This is a genomic window from Streptomyces sp. NPDC042100 (assembly GCF_055582325.1).
The window spans coordinates 589,490-605,116 of the sequence record NZ_JBVJDK010000001.1 but is presented as its reverse complement, the minus strand read 5'-3'; the positions used below and the strand labels follow the sequence as shown (position 1 = coordinate 605,116).

General features: G+C 74.8%; 13 protein-coding genes. 7 read left to right on the top strand and 6 right to left on the bottom strand.

Annotated elements, in window-relative coordinates; genetic code table 11:
• Positions 1–3 precede the first annotated feature (3 nt).
• Positions 4–1,452: a DUF2079 domain-containing protein gene (locus tag ACZ6J5_RS02885; RefSeq protein WP_469386927.1), complete on the bottom strand. Its 1,449-nt coding sequence runs from the start codon at positions 1,450–1,452 to the stop codon at positions 4–6.
• A gap of 359 nt (positions 1,453–1,811) precedes the next feature.
• Here ACZ6J5_RS02885 and ACZ6J5_RS02880 point away from each other — a divergent pair, with 359 nt between their 5' ends.
• The 5 genes from ACZ6J5_RS02880 to ACZ6J5_RS02860 all read left to right on the top strand — a co-directional run bounded on the left by ACZ6J5_RS02880 (position 1,812) and on the right by ACZ6J5_RS02860 (position 6,633).
• Entirely contained in the window at positions 1,812–2,195 is a 384-nt protein-coding gene (locus ACZ6J5_RS02880) for a peptidase inhibitor family I36 protein (RefSeq protein WP_469386925.1), read from the top strand.
• 161 nt (positions 2,196–2,356) lie between these two features.
• Complete coding sequence (locus tag ACZ6J5_RS02875; protein ID WP_469386923.1) at positions 2,357–3,379, top strand: hypothetical protein; 1,023 nt, start codon at positions 2,357–2,359, stop codon at positions 3,377–3,379.
• On the top strand, positions 3,380–4,675 hold the full coding sequence (locus ACZ6J5_RS02870; protein ID WP_469386921.1) for a hypothetical protein: 1,296 nt from the start codon (positions 3,380–3,382) through the stop codon (positions 4,673–4,675). It begins immediately after the preceding gene.
• Positions 4,668–5,363 (top strand): ABC transporter ATP-binding protein, encoded by a 696-nt coding sequence (locus ACZ6J5_RS02865; RefSeq protein ID WP_469386920.1) that lies wholly within the window; start codon positions 4,668–4,670, stop codon positions 5,361–5,363. The genes ACZ6J5_RS02870 and ACZ6J5_RS02865 overlap by 8 nt, the downstream gene beginning before the upstream one ends.
• Complete coding sequence (locus tag ACZ6J5_RS02860; protein ID WP_469386917.1) at positions 5,353–6,633, top strand: ABC transporter permease; 1,281 nt, start codon at positions 5,353–5,355, stop codon at positions 6,631–6,633. Before ACZ6J5_RS02865 ends, ACZ6J5_RS02860 begins: the two co-directional genes overlap by 11 nt.
• 106 nt (positions 6,634–6,739) lie before the next feature.
• Here the strand turns inward: ACZ6J5_RS02860 and purH are convergent, their stop codons facing one another.
• Together purH and purN are read right to left on the bottom strand one after the other, a co-directional pair.
• On the bottom strand, positions 6,740–8,302 hold the full coding sequence (gene purH / locus ACZ6J5_RS02855; RefSeq protein ID WP_469386915.1) for a bifunctional phosphoribosylaminoimidazolecarboxamide formyltransferase/IMP cyclohydrolase: 1,563 nt from the start codon (positions 8,300–8,302) through the stop codon (positions 6,740–6,742).
• Positions 8,280–8,906 carry a phosphoribosylglycinamide formyltransferase gene (purN, locus tag ACZ6J5_RS02850; RefSeq protein WP_469386914.1) on the bottom strand — a complete coding sequence of 209 codons (627 nt, stop codon included), beginning with the start codon at positions 8,904–8,906 and terminating at the stop codon, positions 8,280–8,282. The genes purH and purN overlap by 23 nt, the downstream gene beginning before the upstream one ends.
• A 238-nt stretch (positions 8,907–9,144) precedes the next feature.
• Between purN and ACZ6J5_RS02845 the strand changes: the two genes are divergently transcribed.
• Positions 9,145–9,852, top strand: coding sequence for a hypothetical protein (locus ACZ6J5_RS02845; protein WP_469386912.1), 708 nt, complete (start codon positions 9,145–9,147; stop codon positions 9,850–9,852).
• 4 nt (positions 9,853–9,856) lie between these two features.
• On the opposite strand, the gene ACZ6J5_RS02840 is transcribed toward ACZ6J5_RS02845, so the two are convergent.
• A complete protein-coding gene (locus tag ACZ6J5_RS02840; protein ID WP_469386910.1) occupies positions 9,857–11,632 on the bottom strand; it encodes a cell division protein PerM in 1,776 nt (591 codons plus the stop codon).
• A gap of 128 nt (positions 11,633–11,760) precedes the next feature.
• Here ACZ6J5_RS02840 and ACZ6J5_RS02835 point away from each other — a divergent pair, with 128 nt between their 5' ends.
• Entirely contained in the window at positions 11,761–13,239 is a 1,479-nt protein-coding gene (locus tag ACZ6J5_RS02835; protein ID WP_469386908.1) for a sigma factor-like helix-turn-helix DNA-binding protein, read from the top strand.
• Between the two features lie 140 nt (positions 13,240–13,379).
• On the opposite strand, the gene sucD is transcribed toward ACZ6J5_RS02835, so the two are convergent.
• Both sucD and sucC read right to left on the bottom strand, forming a co-directional pair.
• Positions 13,380–14,264, bottom strand: a complete 885-nt coding sequence (sucD, locus tag ACZ6J5_RS02830) for a succinate--CoA ligase subunit alpha (protein ID WP_046912434.1) — start codon at positions 14,262–14,264, stop codon at positions 13,380–13,382.
• Positions 14,265–14,283: 19 nt separating this feature from the next.
• Positions 14,284–15,462, bottom strand: coding sequence for an ADP-forming succinate--CoA ligase subunit beta (gene sucC / locus ACZ6J5_RS02825; RefSeq protein WP_362480708.1), 1,179 nt, complete (start codon positions 15,460–15,462; stop codon positions 14,284–14,286).
• Positions 15,463–15,627: the final 165 nt, after the last annotated feature.

The following is a 15,627-nucleotide window of genomic DNA, read 5'->3' as shown; positions in this document are numbered from 1 at the left end:
CGCTCAGCTCCGCTTCAGCACCACGAACTGCCCCGACTGCGCGGCGATCTCGTACCGCGCCTCCGGGTGCAGCTGGGAGGCGAGCTGGACCGGGTCGGTGACGGGCTGGGACCAGCCGGAGTTCAGGTCGAGGGCGAGGTAGTCGGGGTGGACGCCGGTGGCCCCGCCGACCCAGTAGACGGTGTGGTCCGAGGTCAGGTGCGCCATGAGCGTCACGTTCGTCTCGACGCTGGTCCCCTCCGGCACGGCGGCCACCGCGCGGCGCGCGTCCACGGTCCGGGCGTCGGTGGCGTACGTCTCGGAGCGCAGCAGCTCGCGCAGCGGCAGGTCCAGGGCGTGCACGGCGGCGATCGCGGTGACGACGGGGACGGCGACCCGCCCGTACGCGGCCAGCCAGGCGCGCGGCGAGGTGCGGACCGCGCGGACGGCGTCGACCAGGGCGAGGAAGACGACGGGCATCAGGATGGCGCTGTAGTGCCAGACCATGCCCCAGTGGTTGGGGTCCTGGGAGAGGAAGCGCCAGGCCAGGGTCGGCAGCACGAGCAGCATCAGCGGGGAGCGCAGGGCCAGGAAGCCCGTGATGCCGACGAGGAAGAAGAGCATCTCCCACTTGTCGCCGGGACCGAAGGCGCCGAGGACCGAGTCGAGGAGGCCGACGTCCGCGCCGTCGCCGGTCTTCTCGATCTTGGCCCAGTAGTCGTACTGGCCGACCCTGCTCGCGGCGGGGATGAGGACGAGCACGGTGAGGGCGAAGAACGCCGTCCCGAATCCGGCCAGCGCCGCGCCGATCCGCTTCTGGCCCTTCACGAAGAGGACCGCGCCGACCATGGCGACGGTGAGCCCCATGTCCTCCTTGACGAGGACGAGCGGCACGGACCAGGCGACGGCGGCGTGCCAGCGCCCGAGGAGCAGCGCCCGGCAGGTCAGCGCGAGCAGCGGGACGGCGAAGGCGATCTCGTGGAAGTCGGACTTCACCGCCTCCTGGAGGCCCCAGGAGAGCCCGTAGGCGACGGTGATCGCGATGCCGGCGGCCCGGCTGCCGAGCACCTGCTGGGCGGTGCGGCCGACGACGGCGGCGGAGGCGGCGAAGAGCGCGGCCTGGGCGAAGAGGAGGGCGAGGGGGGAGGACCAGACCCAGTAGAGCGGCGCGAGGAGCGCGGTCACCGGGCTGAAGTGGTCCCCGAGTATGAGGAAGCCGGGCCCCTTGATGTCGACGATCGGGGCGCGCAGCTCGGCGTAGGCCCGGACCGCCTGCTCGAAGATCCCGAGGTCCCAGGAGGGGTTGCGGAAGCGCGCGTACTGGACCCAGGAGTACAGGAAGTACAGGGCGCACAGCACGCCCGCGAGGATCGCGTACGGGCGCACGGGCGCCGGAGAGAGGCCCGGCGACGGCCCGCCGCGCGCCCCGGGGGCGGCTGACCCCGTCGTGGATCCGTTCTGCACATCCAACACCGCGCCCCCAGGAACCGGCCGCCGACAAAAGAGCAACCTATTAGACCAGAGTCGCCCATCCGGGGGGCAGATGTGACGCAGCTCACATTGACTCGGTACGGAATTCAGTGCTCCACCCACATGATCGCGAATTCGGCACGGAATGGGCGCTGGTGCGGACGTCGGCCGCATATGCCTTACACGGAATGCCCATGACCGGAATGCACTGGTCATCGCAATTATTTCAGCCATATTGCAGACCGCTGGCCCGAAGTCGTCAGCCGGAGCAAAAACTTCCGGACAGCGGCCGTCGGAGCTGTGCTAGCTTCCTCCACCGCACGACCCGTTTCTCCCGACACGCCACGTGAAAGGAAGAGCACATGGTCAAGCGCAGAATGATCTCCGCACTCCTCGGGGTTTCCGCCGCGGCCGGCCTCACCATGGCCGTCACGTCCCCGGCCTCCGCCGTCGACCGCAACTGCTACGACGGCTACTTCTGCGTCTACCAGGCGCAGGAGTTCAACCAGAACTACCCGATGTACCGCTTCAGCGGCGCCGACGCCAACTGGTCCGACCAGTCGGCGATCTACGACAACGACAGCTCCTGGATGAACAAGTGGAGCGTCACGGTGAAGGTGTACGCCTACGCCAACTACGGCACCGTCAACACCTGCTTCAACCCGGGCTACCAGCTCGGCGCGGGCGGCAGCTCGCAGAACGACAACGGCCGCTCGCACAAGTGGGACGGCACCAGCTGGTGCTGACCCCGCTCCGGCGGTGACCCCGGGTGACGCAGAGGACGCCTCCCCCTCATCGCAGGAGGGGGAGGCGTCCCGCCGCCACCCTACCGCCCCGCCGGGACCGCCCGGCAGCACGCCGACCGGACCGCCGGCAGGGCACCGGAAGGACCTCCGAAGGGACCCGTATGCTCCCCCGTCACCGGATCGGCGCCACGCTCGCCGCCACCGCCCTCGCCTTGGTCACCGGCTGCGGATCGGGCTCGGGCCCGGCCCAGGACGACGGCGCGCAGGCCGGTCCCGACGCCACCCGGGGCGCGGCCTCCGCACCCGACGCGGCCAGTGCCGCCAAGGCCACCGCGGCCTTCAACTCGGCTAAGGAGCTGGCCCGCCAGGTCGGCGCGATGGAGCTCCGGCTCACCCGCGCGTGCATGGTCTCCCGAGGCTTCACCGTGCACCCGCCGGACCCCGCGCCGATGCCCGACGGCGGCGGCCCCGAGGCCCCCGAGGGCCGGGTCTCCCCCACCGCCGAGGAGGCCGCCCGGCACGGCTACGGCGCCGGCCCGGACGGCGCCGGCGACGGCACGGGCGCCGCCCCGCAGGACTCGACCCGCGACCGGCCCGGCCCGTGGGCGGACCTGCCCGACGCGGAGAAGCGGCGCTACACCCTCGCCAAGAACGGCGCCCCCGACCGGCTCGTCAGCTACGAGACCGGGGAGGGGAAGTTCTCCTCGCCGAGCGGCGGCTGCGTCGGCGAGACCCGGAAGGCGCTCTACGGCGACATGCCGAAGTACCTGCGCCTGATGTGGCTCGCCGACAACGGGATGCGCCACGAGGCCGGCCGCGAGGCGGAGGGGTCCGACGCCTTCCTGAAGGCCGTCGGCACCTGGTCGTCCTGCATGGACAAGGCCGGATACGGCGGAATGAAGTCGCCCACCGAAGCCATCAAGAAGGCGAAGGAATATTACGGCGGAAAGGGCGGCGGGAAGAACCTCGACACCGCCGCCGTGGAATCCGGCAGGAAACAGGAGATCGCCCAGGCGAAAGCCGACGCGAATTGCGCGGACACCGCGAGGTACGACACTTTCTGGCGGGCCGCCTACCAGAAATCCCTCACGGCGCTGTACGTGAAGAACGAACCCGACCTCGTCACCTACCAGCAGATTCTCACCGAGGCCCAGAAGAAGGCCCAGAAAATGCTGGAGTCCTGAGTGGACGGCACGGAGGAGGCCCCCGGCGGCCCCCGGCGGCGCCGCTGGGGCCGGGTGGCCGGGGCCGCCGGTCTCGTCCTCGCGCTGGCCGCCAGCGGCGGTGCCTGGATCGCCGCCTCCCAGGCCCGCACCCCGGAGCAGCGCGCCGCCTCGGCCGCCGCGCCGCCGCGCTCCAGCGTCACCGTGCCCGCCACGGCCGGCCCGCTGGTCGACCGCAAGCGCTGGGACGGCACCCTGACCCGCAGCAGCACCCTGACCGTCAAGGGCCCCGAGTCCGGCGCGGGCGCGGCCCGGCAGGTCGTCACCCGGCTCGCCCTGCGCCCCGGGCAGCGCCTCGCCAACGGCGCCGTCGCCGCCGAGGTCTCCGGCCGCCCGCTCTTCCTCCTGGAGGGCGCCTTCCCGGCCTACCGGGACCTCTCCGAGGGCATGGAGGGCCCCGACGTGCGCCAGCTCCAGCAGGCCCTGGAGCAGCGGTACGGGACCCCCGTCACCGGCACCTTCGACGACCGGACCGCCCGGGACCTCAGGCGGCTCTACCGGGCCGCGGGCTACCGGGCCCAGCTCGGCCCGGAGGGCGGCGCCCGCGACGGGACCGGCGAGGGCGCGGGCGGCGGGACCGCCCCGGGCGGCGGGGGCAAGACCTCCGGGGGCGGCGACGCGGGCTCGGGCTCCGACGCGGGCTCGGGCTCCGGCTCCGCGCCGCCGCCCCCGGCCCGTACCGTCGTCACGCTCCCCATGTCGGAGGTGACCTACCTCGGCTCGCTGCCCGCCGTCGTCGGCGACGTGCCCGGCCGGGTCGGCATGAGCGCCGCCGAACCGCTGTTCACCGTCACCGGCGGGCGCTGGCAGGTCGCGGTGCCCGTCGCCGAACCCGACCTGCCCGACCTCACCGCGCTGCCCCGGGGCACCCGCGCCGAGGCGCGCGGCGAAGGGCTCGGCGCGGCCCGGCTCCAGGGCTCGTACGCCCGGCTGAGCACCGGCGGCAGCGCCAGGACCGCCTACTTCGACATCGGCGGGAGCGTGCCCGACCGGGCGCTGGGCAGCGCCGTCACCGTCGAGGTGGTCCGGCGCACCAGCCCGCCGGACGCGATCGTCGTCCCCGTCTCCGCACTGTGGACCGACCCGGCGGGCGTGGTGTCGGTGACCCTCCTCCAGGGCGACCGGCGCCGGCACGTGCCCGTCGAGGTGGCCCTGACCGTGGGCGGCCGGGCGGCCGTGACCGCCGCCGACCCGGCGCTCAGGGCGGGGGCCCCGCTGCTCGTCGGCTACGCGTACCGGGAGGCCGGCCTTGGCTGAGGACCCCGCGCCGGACGGGCGCCGGGTGGTGGTCGCCATGGAAGGGGTCTCCAAGACGTACCCGGCGGCCCGCCCGGTCACCGCGCTCGTCGACGCCACGCTGGAGATCCGCACCGGCGAGATGGTCGCCGTCACCGGCCCCTCCGGCTCCGGCAAGTCGACCCTGCTCAACATCCTCGGGCTGCTCGACACGGCCACCGGCGGGCGGTACGCCATGGACGGCGTCGACGTGCGGACCCTCGGCGAACGGGAGCGGACCCGGCTGCGGGCCGCCCGGCTCGGCTTCGTCTTCCAGTCCTTCCACCTCGTGCCGTACCTGAGCTGCCTGCGCAACGTGCAGCTGCCGCTCGTGCACACCCGGCACCCCCGGGCCGAGCGGCGGGAGCTGGCCGAGCGGGCGCTGGGCGCGGTCGGCCTGCGGCACCGGCTCACCGCCCGGCCCACCACCCTCTCGGGCGGCGAGCGCCAGCGGGTCGCGCTGGCCCGCGCGGTGGTGCACCAGCCGTCGGTGCTGCTGTGCGACGAGCCGACCGGCAACCTGGACTCGGCCAACACCGCCCAGGTCATGGACCTGCTGCGGGCGCTCGTCACCCCCGAGCGGACGGTCGTCGTCGTCACCCACGAGCGGGACGTCGCCGAGCGCGCCGACCGGGAGCTGCGGGTCGTGGACGGGCGCGTTGTCGGCTGAGCGGCGGGGGCGGGCCCGTACCGGCACGGCGTTCACGGACATCGCCGTCCAGGCCGTGTACGCGGTACTGGGCCGGCGGCTGCGCTCGCTGCTCACCGTCCTCGGGATCGCCCTCGGCATCGCCGCCGCCCTCGCCACCACCGGCATCACGGCGAGCGCGGCGGACGCCGTCTCCGGCCGCTTCGACGCGCTCAAGGCGACCGCCGTGACCGTCCGCTTCCCCAACGAGGCCGCCCGGCCCGGCGCCGACGCGGCGCGGCGGGCCCGCGCGCTCAACGGCGTGCGGTCGGCCGGGCTGCTGTGCGCCGCCGACGAGCGGCCCGCCGTCTCCGCGCTCGGCCCGCGCTTCGGCCGGGCCACCCCGCAGGAGCTGCGGGTGCTGGCCGCCGACGACGGGGCGCTCGCCGCGCTCGGGGTGGCCGCCCGCTCCGGGCGGCTGCCCGACGCCGGGCACATGGCCCGCGCGGACGCGGTCGCCGTCGTCGACACCGTCGCCGCCAAGGCGCTCGGCCTGGACGCGCTGCTGGAACGCGACCCGGAGGCGGCGCCCTCGGTCTGGCTCGCGGGGCGCCCGTTCACCGTCATCGGCACCTTCCGCGCCCCGGCGGGCGAGACCCGGCTCAGCGGCGCCGTCGTCGTCCCGTACGCGAACTGCGCGGCCGACGGCGGGGTGCTGGCCCGGCCTCCGGCGGCGGGCGCGGACGCCGACGGCGGGGAGGGCGGGCGGCTGGTCTTCGGGCCCACCGAGGCGGTGCTGCGCACCGAGCTCGGCGCGGCCCAGCAGGCCGGCCTGGAGGCGCCGCTCGCCCTCTACCCCGAGGGTCCGGACCGGCTGGCCGCGATCGTCCCCGCCGACCTGGGCAGTTTCCGGGGCGGGGTGGAGAGCGAGACCCGGGCGCTGTTCCTGGGCCTGGCGGGGGTGTCGCTGCTGATCGGCGCGCTGGGCGTCAGCAACACCACGTACGTATCGGTCGTCGAGCGGCGCTCCGAGATCGGGCTGCGCCGGGCGGTCGGCGCGGGACGGGCGGCGGTCGCGGCGCAGTTCCTGGTGGAGTGCGGGCTGCTGGGCCTGGCCGGCGGGGTGCTCGGCACCGCCGTCGGCGTGGACGTCACGGCGGGCACGGCGCTCGCGAAGGGCTGGCTCGTGGTCCTCGACCCGCGCCTGACGGCGGCCGGCCCGCTGCTGGGCCTCGCGGTGGGGATGCTGGCCGGGGTCTACCCGGCGCTCGCGGCGGCCCGGGTGGCCCCGGCGGAGACCCTGCGCGGCTGAGCGCGCCCGAGCCCCCCTCGACGGATCGAAGGGGGCTCGGGCGAGCGCCCCGGCCGGGGCGCTCGGGCTCAGCCGGAGGGCTCGGGCTCAGCCTGGGTGCTCGGGCTCAGTGGAAGAAGTGGCGGGTGCCGGTGAAGTACATCGTCACGCCGGCCTTCGCCGCCGCCTCGACCACCAGCTCGTCACGGACCGAGCCGCCGGGCTGCACGACCGCCTTCACACCCGCGGCGGTCAGGATCTCCAGGCCGTCCGGGAAGGGGAAGAAGGCGTCGGAGGCGGCGTACGCGCCGCGCGCCCGCTCCTCACCCGCCCGCTCGACGGCCAGCTTCGCCGAGTCGACGCGGTTGACCTGGCCCATGCCGACGCCGACCGAGGCGCCGTCCTTGGCGAGCAGGATCGCGTTGGACTTGACCGCGCGGCAGGCCTTCCAGGCGAAGGCGAGCTCGGCGAGCTCCTCGGCGGAGAGCGCCTCACCGGTGGCGAGGGTCCAGTTCGCCGGGTCGTCGCCGTCGGCCTGGAGCCGGTCGGTGACCTGGAGCAGGGCGCCGCCGTCGACGGGCTTGACCTCGACCGGGTTGGCCGGGGCGCCCTCGGCGCGCAGCACGCGGATGTTCTTCTTCTTGGCCAGCACCTCGACGGCGCCGTCCTCGTACGCCGGGGCGACGATGACCTCGGTGAAGATCTCGGCGACCTGCTCGGCCATCGCGACCGACACCGGGCGGTTGACGGCGATCACGCCGCCGAACGCGGAGAGCGGGTCGCAGGCGTGCGCCTTGCGGTGCGCCTCGGCGACGTCGGCGCCGATCGCGATGCCGCACGGGTTGGCGTGCTTGATGATCGCGACGCACGGCTCGGCGTGGTCGTACGCGGCCCGGCGCGCGGCGTCGGTGTCCGTGTAGTTGTTGTAGGACATCTCCTTGCCGTGCAGCTGCTCGGCCTCGGCGAGACCGCCCGTGCCGTCGACGTAGAGCGCGGCGCCCTGGTGCGGGTTCTCGCCGTAGCGCAGCACGTTCTTGCGGGCGTAGGTGGCGCCCAGGAAGTCGGGGAAGCCGGAGTCGTCGGCCGCCGCGTAGTCGTCGGCGAACCAGGAGGCCACGGCCACGTCGTACGCGGCCGTGTGCTGGAACGCCTGCGCGGCGAAGCGCTTGCGCTGGGCCAGCGTGAAGCCGCCCTCCTTGACCGCGTCGAGCACCGCGGCGTAGGCGCCGGGCTCGGTGACGATGGCCACGGACGGGTGGTTCTTGGCGGCGGCGCGGACCATGGAGGGGCCGCCGATGTCGATCTGCTCGACGCACTCGTCCGGGGTGGCGCCGGAGGCGACGGTCTCGCGGAACGGGTACAGGTTCACGACGACCAGGTCGAAGGGCTCCACGCCCAGCTCGGCGAGCTGCTCGCGGTGCGACTCCAGGCGCAGGTCGGCGAGGATGCCGGCGTGCACGCGCGGGTGGAGGGTCTTGACCCGCCCGTCCAGGCACTCGGGGAAGCCGGTGAGCTCCTCGACCTTGGTGACCGGGACGCCGGCCGCGGCGATCTTCGAGGCGGTGGAGCCGGTGGAGACGAGCTCGACCCCGGCCCCGTGCAGTCCGAGGGCCAGCTCTTCGAGCCCCGTCTTGTCGTAGACGCTGACCAGCGCGCGGCGGATGGGCTTAACGGTGTCGTTCACCGACATGAACCTTTCGTCCCTCAATGCTGTAGCCGTTGCGGGCGAGCTGCCCCACGACCTCGACGAGCAGCGAGCGCTCGACGTCCTTGATGCGCTCGTGGAGCGCGGCCTCATCGTCCTCGGCCCGGACCTCGACCACGCCCTGGGCGATGATCGGGCCGGTGTCGACACCGTCGTCGACGAAGTGGACGGTGCACCCGGTGACCTTCGCCCCGTAGGCGAGTGCGTCACGCACGCCGTGGGCACCGGGAAAACTGGGGAGCAGCGCCGGGTGGGTGTTCACCACGCGGCCGCCGAAGCGGGCGAGGAACTCCTTGCCGACGATCTTCATGAATCCGGCCGAGACGACGAGGTCCGGCCCGTACGCGGCGGTCGCCTCGGTCAGCGCGCGGTCCCACTCCTCGCGGCTGCCGTGGTCCTTGACGCGGCAGACGAAGGTGGGCAGTCCGGCGCGCTCCGCCCGCTCCAGACCGGCGATCCCGTCCCGGTCGGCACCCACGGCGACGATCTCCGCGCCGTAGCCCTCCGGGTCGGCGGCGACGGCGTCGAGCAGGGCCTGGAGGTTCGTGCCGGAGCCGGAGACCAGGACGACGAGGCGGGCGGCAGCCACTGGGTCACTCTTTCCGTGGTGTTTGTGCGGTCGTACGAACGAATCGCATCCCGCGATACGGGGAACCCTACGAAGGGCTCGGCCGTCAGCAACGATACCGGCACACCGCACGGCCCCCACGGGACGGGGGCGGGGCCGGAGGGTAGCGTCGGGTCTGACGACACGCCACAGCAGGCCACCCCCGGCCGACACCCGGCCGACACCCGCGCACGACAGACAGAGGGAAGACGTCCAGCACATGCCGGATCGCCAGTCCACGAACGACAACAACCCGTTCGCGCCGCCGCCGGAGGGGCGGCCGGACCAGCCGTGGCAGCCGCGGCGCCCCGAGGGCGCCGAGAACCCAAACGGCACCGACGGCTCTGTCGGCGGCGAGCGCGGGCAGCGCCCCGCGGGCGGGCCCGGCTGGAGCAGCAGCCAGCCGGGGCGTTCCTCCGACGGCTTCGGCCGCCGCCCCGACCAGCCCTCGGGCGGTCCCGGCGGCCCCGGCGGCCCCGAGGGCGGTCAGGGCCCGGGGCTGCGCTGGGACCCGACCGACCCGGCCCAGCGGCGCGCCCGGTACGCGGTGCTCTCGGGCATGTGGGCGTTCTTCTTCGCGGTCTTCGGCATCGAGGAGCTGGCGCTGCTGCTCGGCGCCCTCGGCCTGTACTGGGCGGTCAGCGCCCTGCGCACCAAGGCCAAGGCCCCGGAGGGCACCGACGCGCCGCCGACGCCGGTCCAGGTCGCCGCGGCGGCCGGGGCGGCCCGCTCGAAGCGGACCGCGGCGGTCAGCGGACTGGTCGCCTCCTCGGTGGCCCTGGCGATCGTGGCGGGCGCCTTCACCGTGCGCCTCGCCTACCGGGACTACTACGAGTGCCGGGACGACGCCCTGACCCGGCAGGGCCAGCTGGCCTGCAACAACCTGCTGCCGGAGAAGCTGCGCACCGTCTTCGGCGAGCGCGAGTAGCCGCTCAGGGCGCCTCGGCGGCCGGGCCGGGAGCGGAGGGCGGCGGCGCGGCGGGCCCGGCCGGGGGCTCCCAGGCGGCGGGCAGGAAGCCGTAGCCGGCGTCGCCGGTGCCCTCGTCGAGGTCGTCGAGGCCGTCGAGCCCCTCGAAGGCGCCGCGCCGGTCCAGGGCCTCCAGCGCGTCCAGCGCGGCGAGCGCGCCCAGCGAGGAGTCGGCGCCCGCTCCCCCGGGGGGCGCCCCGGCGGCGCCAAGGTCCTCCGGTGCCGCACCGGGGGTGCCGGGCGGACCGGACATGCCGGAGGCGCCGAGCAGGCCGAACGCGCTGGACGTGCCGGAGGCGCCGAGCAGGCCGGACGCGCCGGTCAGGCCGGATGCGCCGGTCAGGCCGGATGCGCCGGTCAGGCCGGACAGGCCGGGAGTCACGGGCAGGCCGGGCGGACCGGACGTCCCGGGCGAGACCAGCGGTACGGGCGGGGCCGAGGGCACGGGCGGGACCGCGCCGGCCGCCACTCCGGCCATCGCCCCGGCCACCGCCGCCGCGTACGGCTTCGGGCCCCCGCCGGACGCCGGGCGCCGGGTGCGGTCCCGCAGCCCCCAGGACCGCACCGCGAGCGCGGTCGGGACGCCGAGCACCGAGCCCCACAGCACCGCCGCCGCGCCCGCCTGCCACCACACCGGGCCGAAGGCCGCGAGCCTCCCCGCGCCGAGCGGGCCGCCGGCCGCCGCCGCGAGCAGCGCCACGGCCGCCCCGCAGGCCCAGGAGGCGACGAGGGCGGCCTGGACCGCCTCCCGGACCTCCCACGCGCGGGCCGCCCGGCCCACCCGGCGCCCGAGCAGCAGCACGGCCACGAGCGGGACGGCCACCGCCGACCAGTGCGGCCAGGTGCCGCGGCCCTCGGCCGGGAGCGCGGCCAGCAGCGGGAAGCCGGGGAGCACCGGGGCGCCGGCGAAGCCCAGGGGGGTGGCCAGCGCGCCCGTACCGACGGAGAAGCCGGGGCCGAGCCCGTACGCCGCACCCCAGACCACCGCGTTCGGCAGCAGCGCGAGGACCAGCAGGAGCAGGGCCACGCGGCCCGACCACTCCCCCGCGAGGCCGTCGAGGGAGGCGTGGGCGGCGCCGAGGTGCCAGAACAGCGAGCCCCCGGCGAGCAGCGCCCCGCCGGCCAGCAGCACGGCCAGCGCGAGCCCGGCGGCGCGCAGGGCGACGACCGTCTCCGGGCGGCCCGGCAGCGGGCGGCCGTGCGCGGTCCAGGCGCCCGCCGCGGCGGCGGCCACCACGGTCAGCGGCGTCCAGACCCCGGTGGCGGGCAGGTCGGCGGGCAGCGCCCCACTCTCGCCGTAGGCCACGACCAGGGCCGCGACCAGCAGGTATCCGCCGGAGACGGCGGCCACCGTCGCGGCGGGCGAGGGCACCGGGCGCCCGTCCTCGGCATCGAGGGTGTCCCGCGCGGCCCGGTGCGCGAGCCACAGCGGCAGGGCCGAGAGCAGCAGCGGGGTGACGCCGAGGGGCGCGGGCACCCCACCGGCGGTATCGGTGCGGAGCAGATCGGCGCCGTGGGCCAGCAGCCAGAGCCCGGCGGCCGTGTGCAGGGCCCCGCCGGGGCCGCTGTCCGGGAACGGGGAGGCGATCCAGGCGGCCGTCACCAGCACGGCCAGGGCCCCCAGGCCGAGGCCGGCGGCGACGCCGCCGCGGACGAACGCGGTGGCCAGGGCGGCCGAACGGGCCCCCTGGACCGGGGCGTCGGGCGACAACGGCGGGCGGTGGTCGGTCACTTGCGTCACGGGCCCATGCTGCCAGCGACACGCGGTTTGCCCGCGTAACAGGCGAATGGCCGTTGTGTCGCTCAATATACGTTTATGTACTTTTCCGCCCAGAGCTGCACCGGCTGCACCGCGGGAGGTCGACACCGATGAGCCCGACGAGTCCGACCGTCTCGCTGCCCTCCCCCAAGGAGCGGCGGCGCCTTCGCGAGGCCCTCTCCTTGACCGAGGAGCAGGTCGCGGAGGCCATGGGCGTCACCCGCGCCACCGTCCGCTCCTGGGAGACCGGCCGCAGCGCCCCCCGGGGCCGCAAGCGCGAGGCGTACGCGAAGCTGCTCGGCGTGTACGAGGAGCCCACGGCGCCCCGTACGGAGAAGCCCGCCCGTCCGGCCCCCGCCGCCACCCGCCCGCGTCCGGCCGCCAAGGGCCCGGACCGGCCGCCCAGGTCCCCCGCGCCGGCCCCGGCGGCCACCGCGAAGGCGGGCCCCGGGAAGACCGCGCCCGCGCGGACCGGCCCCGCCCGCCCGGCCGCCGCGAAGGACGCGCCCGCGCCCCCGCGCGAGCGGTTGAAACCGGCCCCGGAGCCCGCCGCCCGGGCCGTACCGGAGCCGGAGACGGAGGCGGAGCCGGAGACGACGACGCGGCCGGACCCGAAGGCGCGGCCGGGCACGACGACCGGGCCGGGGCGCGGGCGGGCGCCGAGGGACGACCGGAGGCCGGGGCCCGACCGGACGCCGAAGGCCGCGCGGAAGGCCGGGCCGCGCGCCGCGCGGGGACCGGCGGCCGAGCCCCCGGCCGTACCGGCCGCGGAGGCCGCCGTGGAGGCCGGGCTCACGCCCGAGCAGGCCTTCGACGCGCTGTACACGTACGCCGCACCCGGCCTCGTCCACCAGACGTACCTGCTCACCGGGCGCCGGGGCCTGTCCCGCGAGTCCGTCGAGCACGCCTTCCACCACGCCTGGCAGCACTGGCCCGAGGTCGCCGTCGACGCCGACCCGGTGGGCTGGGTGCGCGCGGCGGCGTACGAGTACGCGCTGTCCCCCTGGCACCGCTTCAGGCGCCGCCACCGGCACCCGGACTCCGCGCCGACCGAGGCGTCCCGGCGCGCCCTGCTCGCGGCACTCCTGGAGCTCCCGGCGCCGTACCGCAGGACCGTGCTGCTCTACGACGGCCTCGGCCTCGACCTGCCGGAGACGGCGGCGGAGACCGAGGCGAGCACCCCGGCGGCCGGGAACCGGCTGCTGCACGCCCGTACCGTCATCGGGCAGCGGGTCCCCGGGCTCGACGACCCGGAGGCGCTCCAGCGGCGGCTCGCCGCGCTGGTGGCGGAGGCGCCGACGGCGACCCTGCCCGCCGCGCGCAGCGTGCGCTCGGGCAGCGAGCGCCGCGGCAGGCTGCTGACCAGGGCCGTCTTCGGGGTGACCGCGGCGCTGATCGGCGTCACGGCCTTCACCGTGTCCACGGCGCCGACCCGCTACATCCCGGTGAACGCGCCCGGCGAGATCGTCGAGGGCGTCCCGGTGCGCGGCGGCCCGCTGAAGCTGGGCCCTGAGGACAAGGAGCTCCGTGACCACCTGCGCTCCCGCCCGCACCCCGGCCCGGAACGGCTGATCCCCCGGGTGGAGTAACGCGGACCGGCCTTCGCCGGACGGCGCACGCGGCGTCCGGCGCACGCGGCGCGCACGCGAGCGGGCCCCGCCCCCACCCGGTCTTCCGGGAGGGGCGGGGCCCGCTCGTGTACGGGGCCGGGCCCCGGTCAGTCCTGGATTCAGCCCGCGAGGATCGCGCGCGCCAGCTTGGCCGTCTCGGTCGGCGTCTTGCCGACCTTGACGCCGGCGGCCTCCAGGGCCTCCTTCTTCGCCTGGGCGGTGCCGGAGGAGCCGGAGACGATGGCGCCGGCGTGGCCCATGGTCTTGCCCTCGGGCGCGGTGAAGCCCGCGACGTAGCCGACGACCGGCTTGGTGACGTTGGCCTTGATGAAGTCGGCCGCGCGCTCCTCGGCGTCGCCGCCGATCTCGCCGATCATCACGATCAGGTCCGTCTCCGGGTCGGCCTCGAAGGCCGCCAGGGCGTCGATGTGCGTGGTGCCGATGACCGGGTCGCCACCGATGCCGACGGCGGAGGAGAAGCCGATGTCACGGAGCTCGTACATCATCTGGTACGTCAGCGTGCCGGACTTCGAGACCAGGCCGATGCGGCCCGGCTTCGTGATGTCGCCCGGGATGATGCCGGCGTTGGACTGGCCCGGGGTGATGAGACCGGGGCAGTTCGGGCCGATGAGGCGGGTCTTGTTGCCCTTCTCCACGGCGTACGCGTAGAACGCGGCGGAGTCGTGGACGGCGATGCCCTCGGTGATGACCACGGCGAGCGGGATCTCGGCGTCGATCGCCTCGACCACGGCGGCCTTGGCGAAGGCCGGCGGGACGAAGAGGACGGAGACGTTGGCGCCGGTCTCCTTCATGGCCTCGGCGACGGTGCCGAAGACGGGGATCTCGGTGCCGTCGAAGTCGACCTTCGTGCCGGCCTTGCGCGGGTTCACGCCGCCGACGATGTTGGTGCCGTCACCCAGCATGAGCTTGGTGTGCTTCATGCCCGTGGCACCGGTCATGCCCTGGACGATGACCTTGCTGTCCTTGTTGAGGAAGATAGCCATGGCTGTGTGTCCTGGTCCCTTACTTCGCGGCCGCGAGCTCGGCGGCCTTGTCGGCCGCGCCGTCCATGGTGTCCACGCGCTGCACCAGCGGGTGGTTGGCGTCGGACAGGATCTTGCGACCCAGCTCCGCGTTGTTGCCGTCGAGGCGCACGACCAGCGGCTTGGTGACCTCTTCGCCCTTCGAGGCGAGGAGCTCCAAGGCCTGCACGATGCCGTTGGCGACCTCGTCACAGGCGGTGATGCCGCCGAAGACGTTGACGAACACGGACTTGACGTCCGCGTCGCCGAGGATGATCTCCAGGCCGTTCGCCATGACCTCGGCGGACGCGCCGCCGCCGATGTCGAGGAAGTTGGCCGGCTTCACGCCGCCGTGGTTCTCACCGGCGTACGCGACGACGTCCAGGGTCGACATGACCAGGCCGGCGCCGTTGCCGATGATGCCGACCTCGCCGTCGAGCTTCACGTAGTTGAGGCCCTTGGCCTTGGCGGCAGCCTCGAGCGGGTTGGCTGCGGCCTTGTCCTCAAGCGCCTCGTGCTCGGGCTGGCGGAAGTCGGCGTTCTCGTCGAGCGAGACCTTGCCGTCGAGGGCCAGGATGCGCCCGTCCTTGGTCTTCACCAGCGGGTTGACCTCGACGAGGAGGGCGTCCTCGGCGACGAAGGTGTCCCACAGGGTGACCAGGACCTCGGCGATGTTCTCGGCGACCTCGGCCGGGAACTTCGCCAGGGCGACGATCTCGCGGGCCTTCTCCAGGGTGACGCCGTCGTTGGCGTTGACCGGGACCTTCGCGAGGGCCTCGGGGGTCTTCTCCGCGACCTCCTCGATGTCCATGCCGCCCTGCACCGAGGCCATGGCCAGGAAGGTGCGGTTGGTGCGGTCGAGCAGGTACGAGACGTAGTACTCGGCCTCGATCTCCGGGGACAGCTCGGCGATCATCACCTTGTGGACCGTGTGGCCCTTGATGTCCATGCCCAGGATGTCCGTCGCGCGGGCGACGGCCTCGTCCGGGTCCGCGGCCAGCTTGACGCCGCCGGCCTTGCCGCGGCCGCCGACCTTCACCTGCGCCTTGACGACCGACTTTCCGCCAAGTCGCTCGGTGGCCTCGCGCGCCGCCTCAGGCGTGTCGATGACTTCACCGGCCAGCACCGGTACACCGTGCTTGGCGAAGAGGTCCCTCGCCTGGTACTCGAACAGGTCCACGCGCGTCCCTTTTCTAGATGATCGCGGTTCGTTGTCTGCGTGGGCGTGCCGCGGAGGGCAACGTGACTGCGCTGTCACTAGGGAGGCGTACACGGTGTCCGTGGACGCGGCATGTCCGTCTCGCAGGTTATCCCCGTGGGACGTTGGTCCCTAAATCGCAGATCA

Coding starts and splice junctions, on each gene's coding strand:
- ACZ6J5_RS02875 (WP_469386923.1), top strand. CDS start 2,357: ATGCTCCCCCGTCACCGGATCGGCGCCACGCTCGCCGCCACCGCCCTC.
- ACZ6J5_RS02835 (WP_469386908.1), top strand. CDS start 11,761: ATGAGCCCGACGAGTCCGACCGTCTCGCTGCCCTCCCCCAAGGAGCGG.
- ACZ6J5_RS02845 (WP_469386912.1), top strand. CDS start 9,145: ATGCCGGATCGCCAGTCCACGAACGACAACAACCCGTTCGCGCCGCCG.
- sucD (WP_046912434.1), bottom strand. CDS start 14,264: ATGGCTATCTTCCTCAACAAGGACAGCAAGGTCATCGTCCAGGGCATG.
- purH (WP_469386915.1), bottom strand. CDS start 8,302: ATGTCGGTGAACGACACCGTTAAGCCCATCCGCCGCGCGCTGGTCAGC.
- ACZ6J5_RS02880 (WP_469386925.1), top strand. CDS start 1,812: ATGGTCAAGCGCAGAATGATCTCCGCACTCCTCGGGGTTTCCGCCGCG.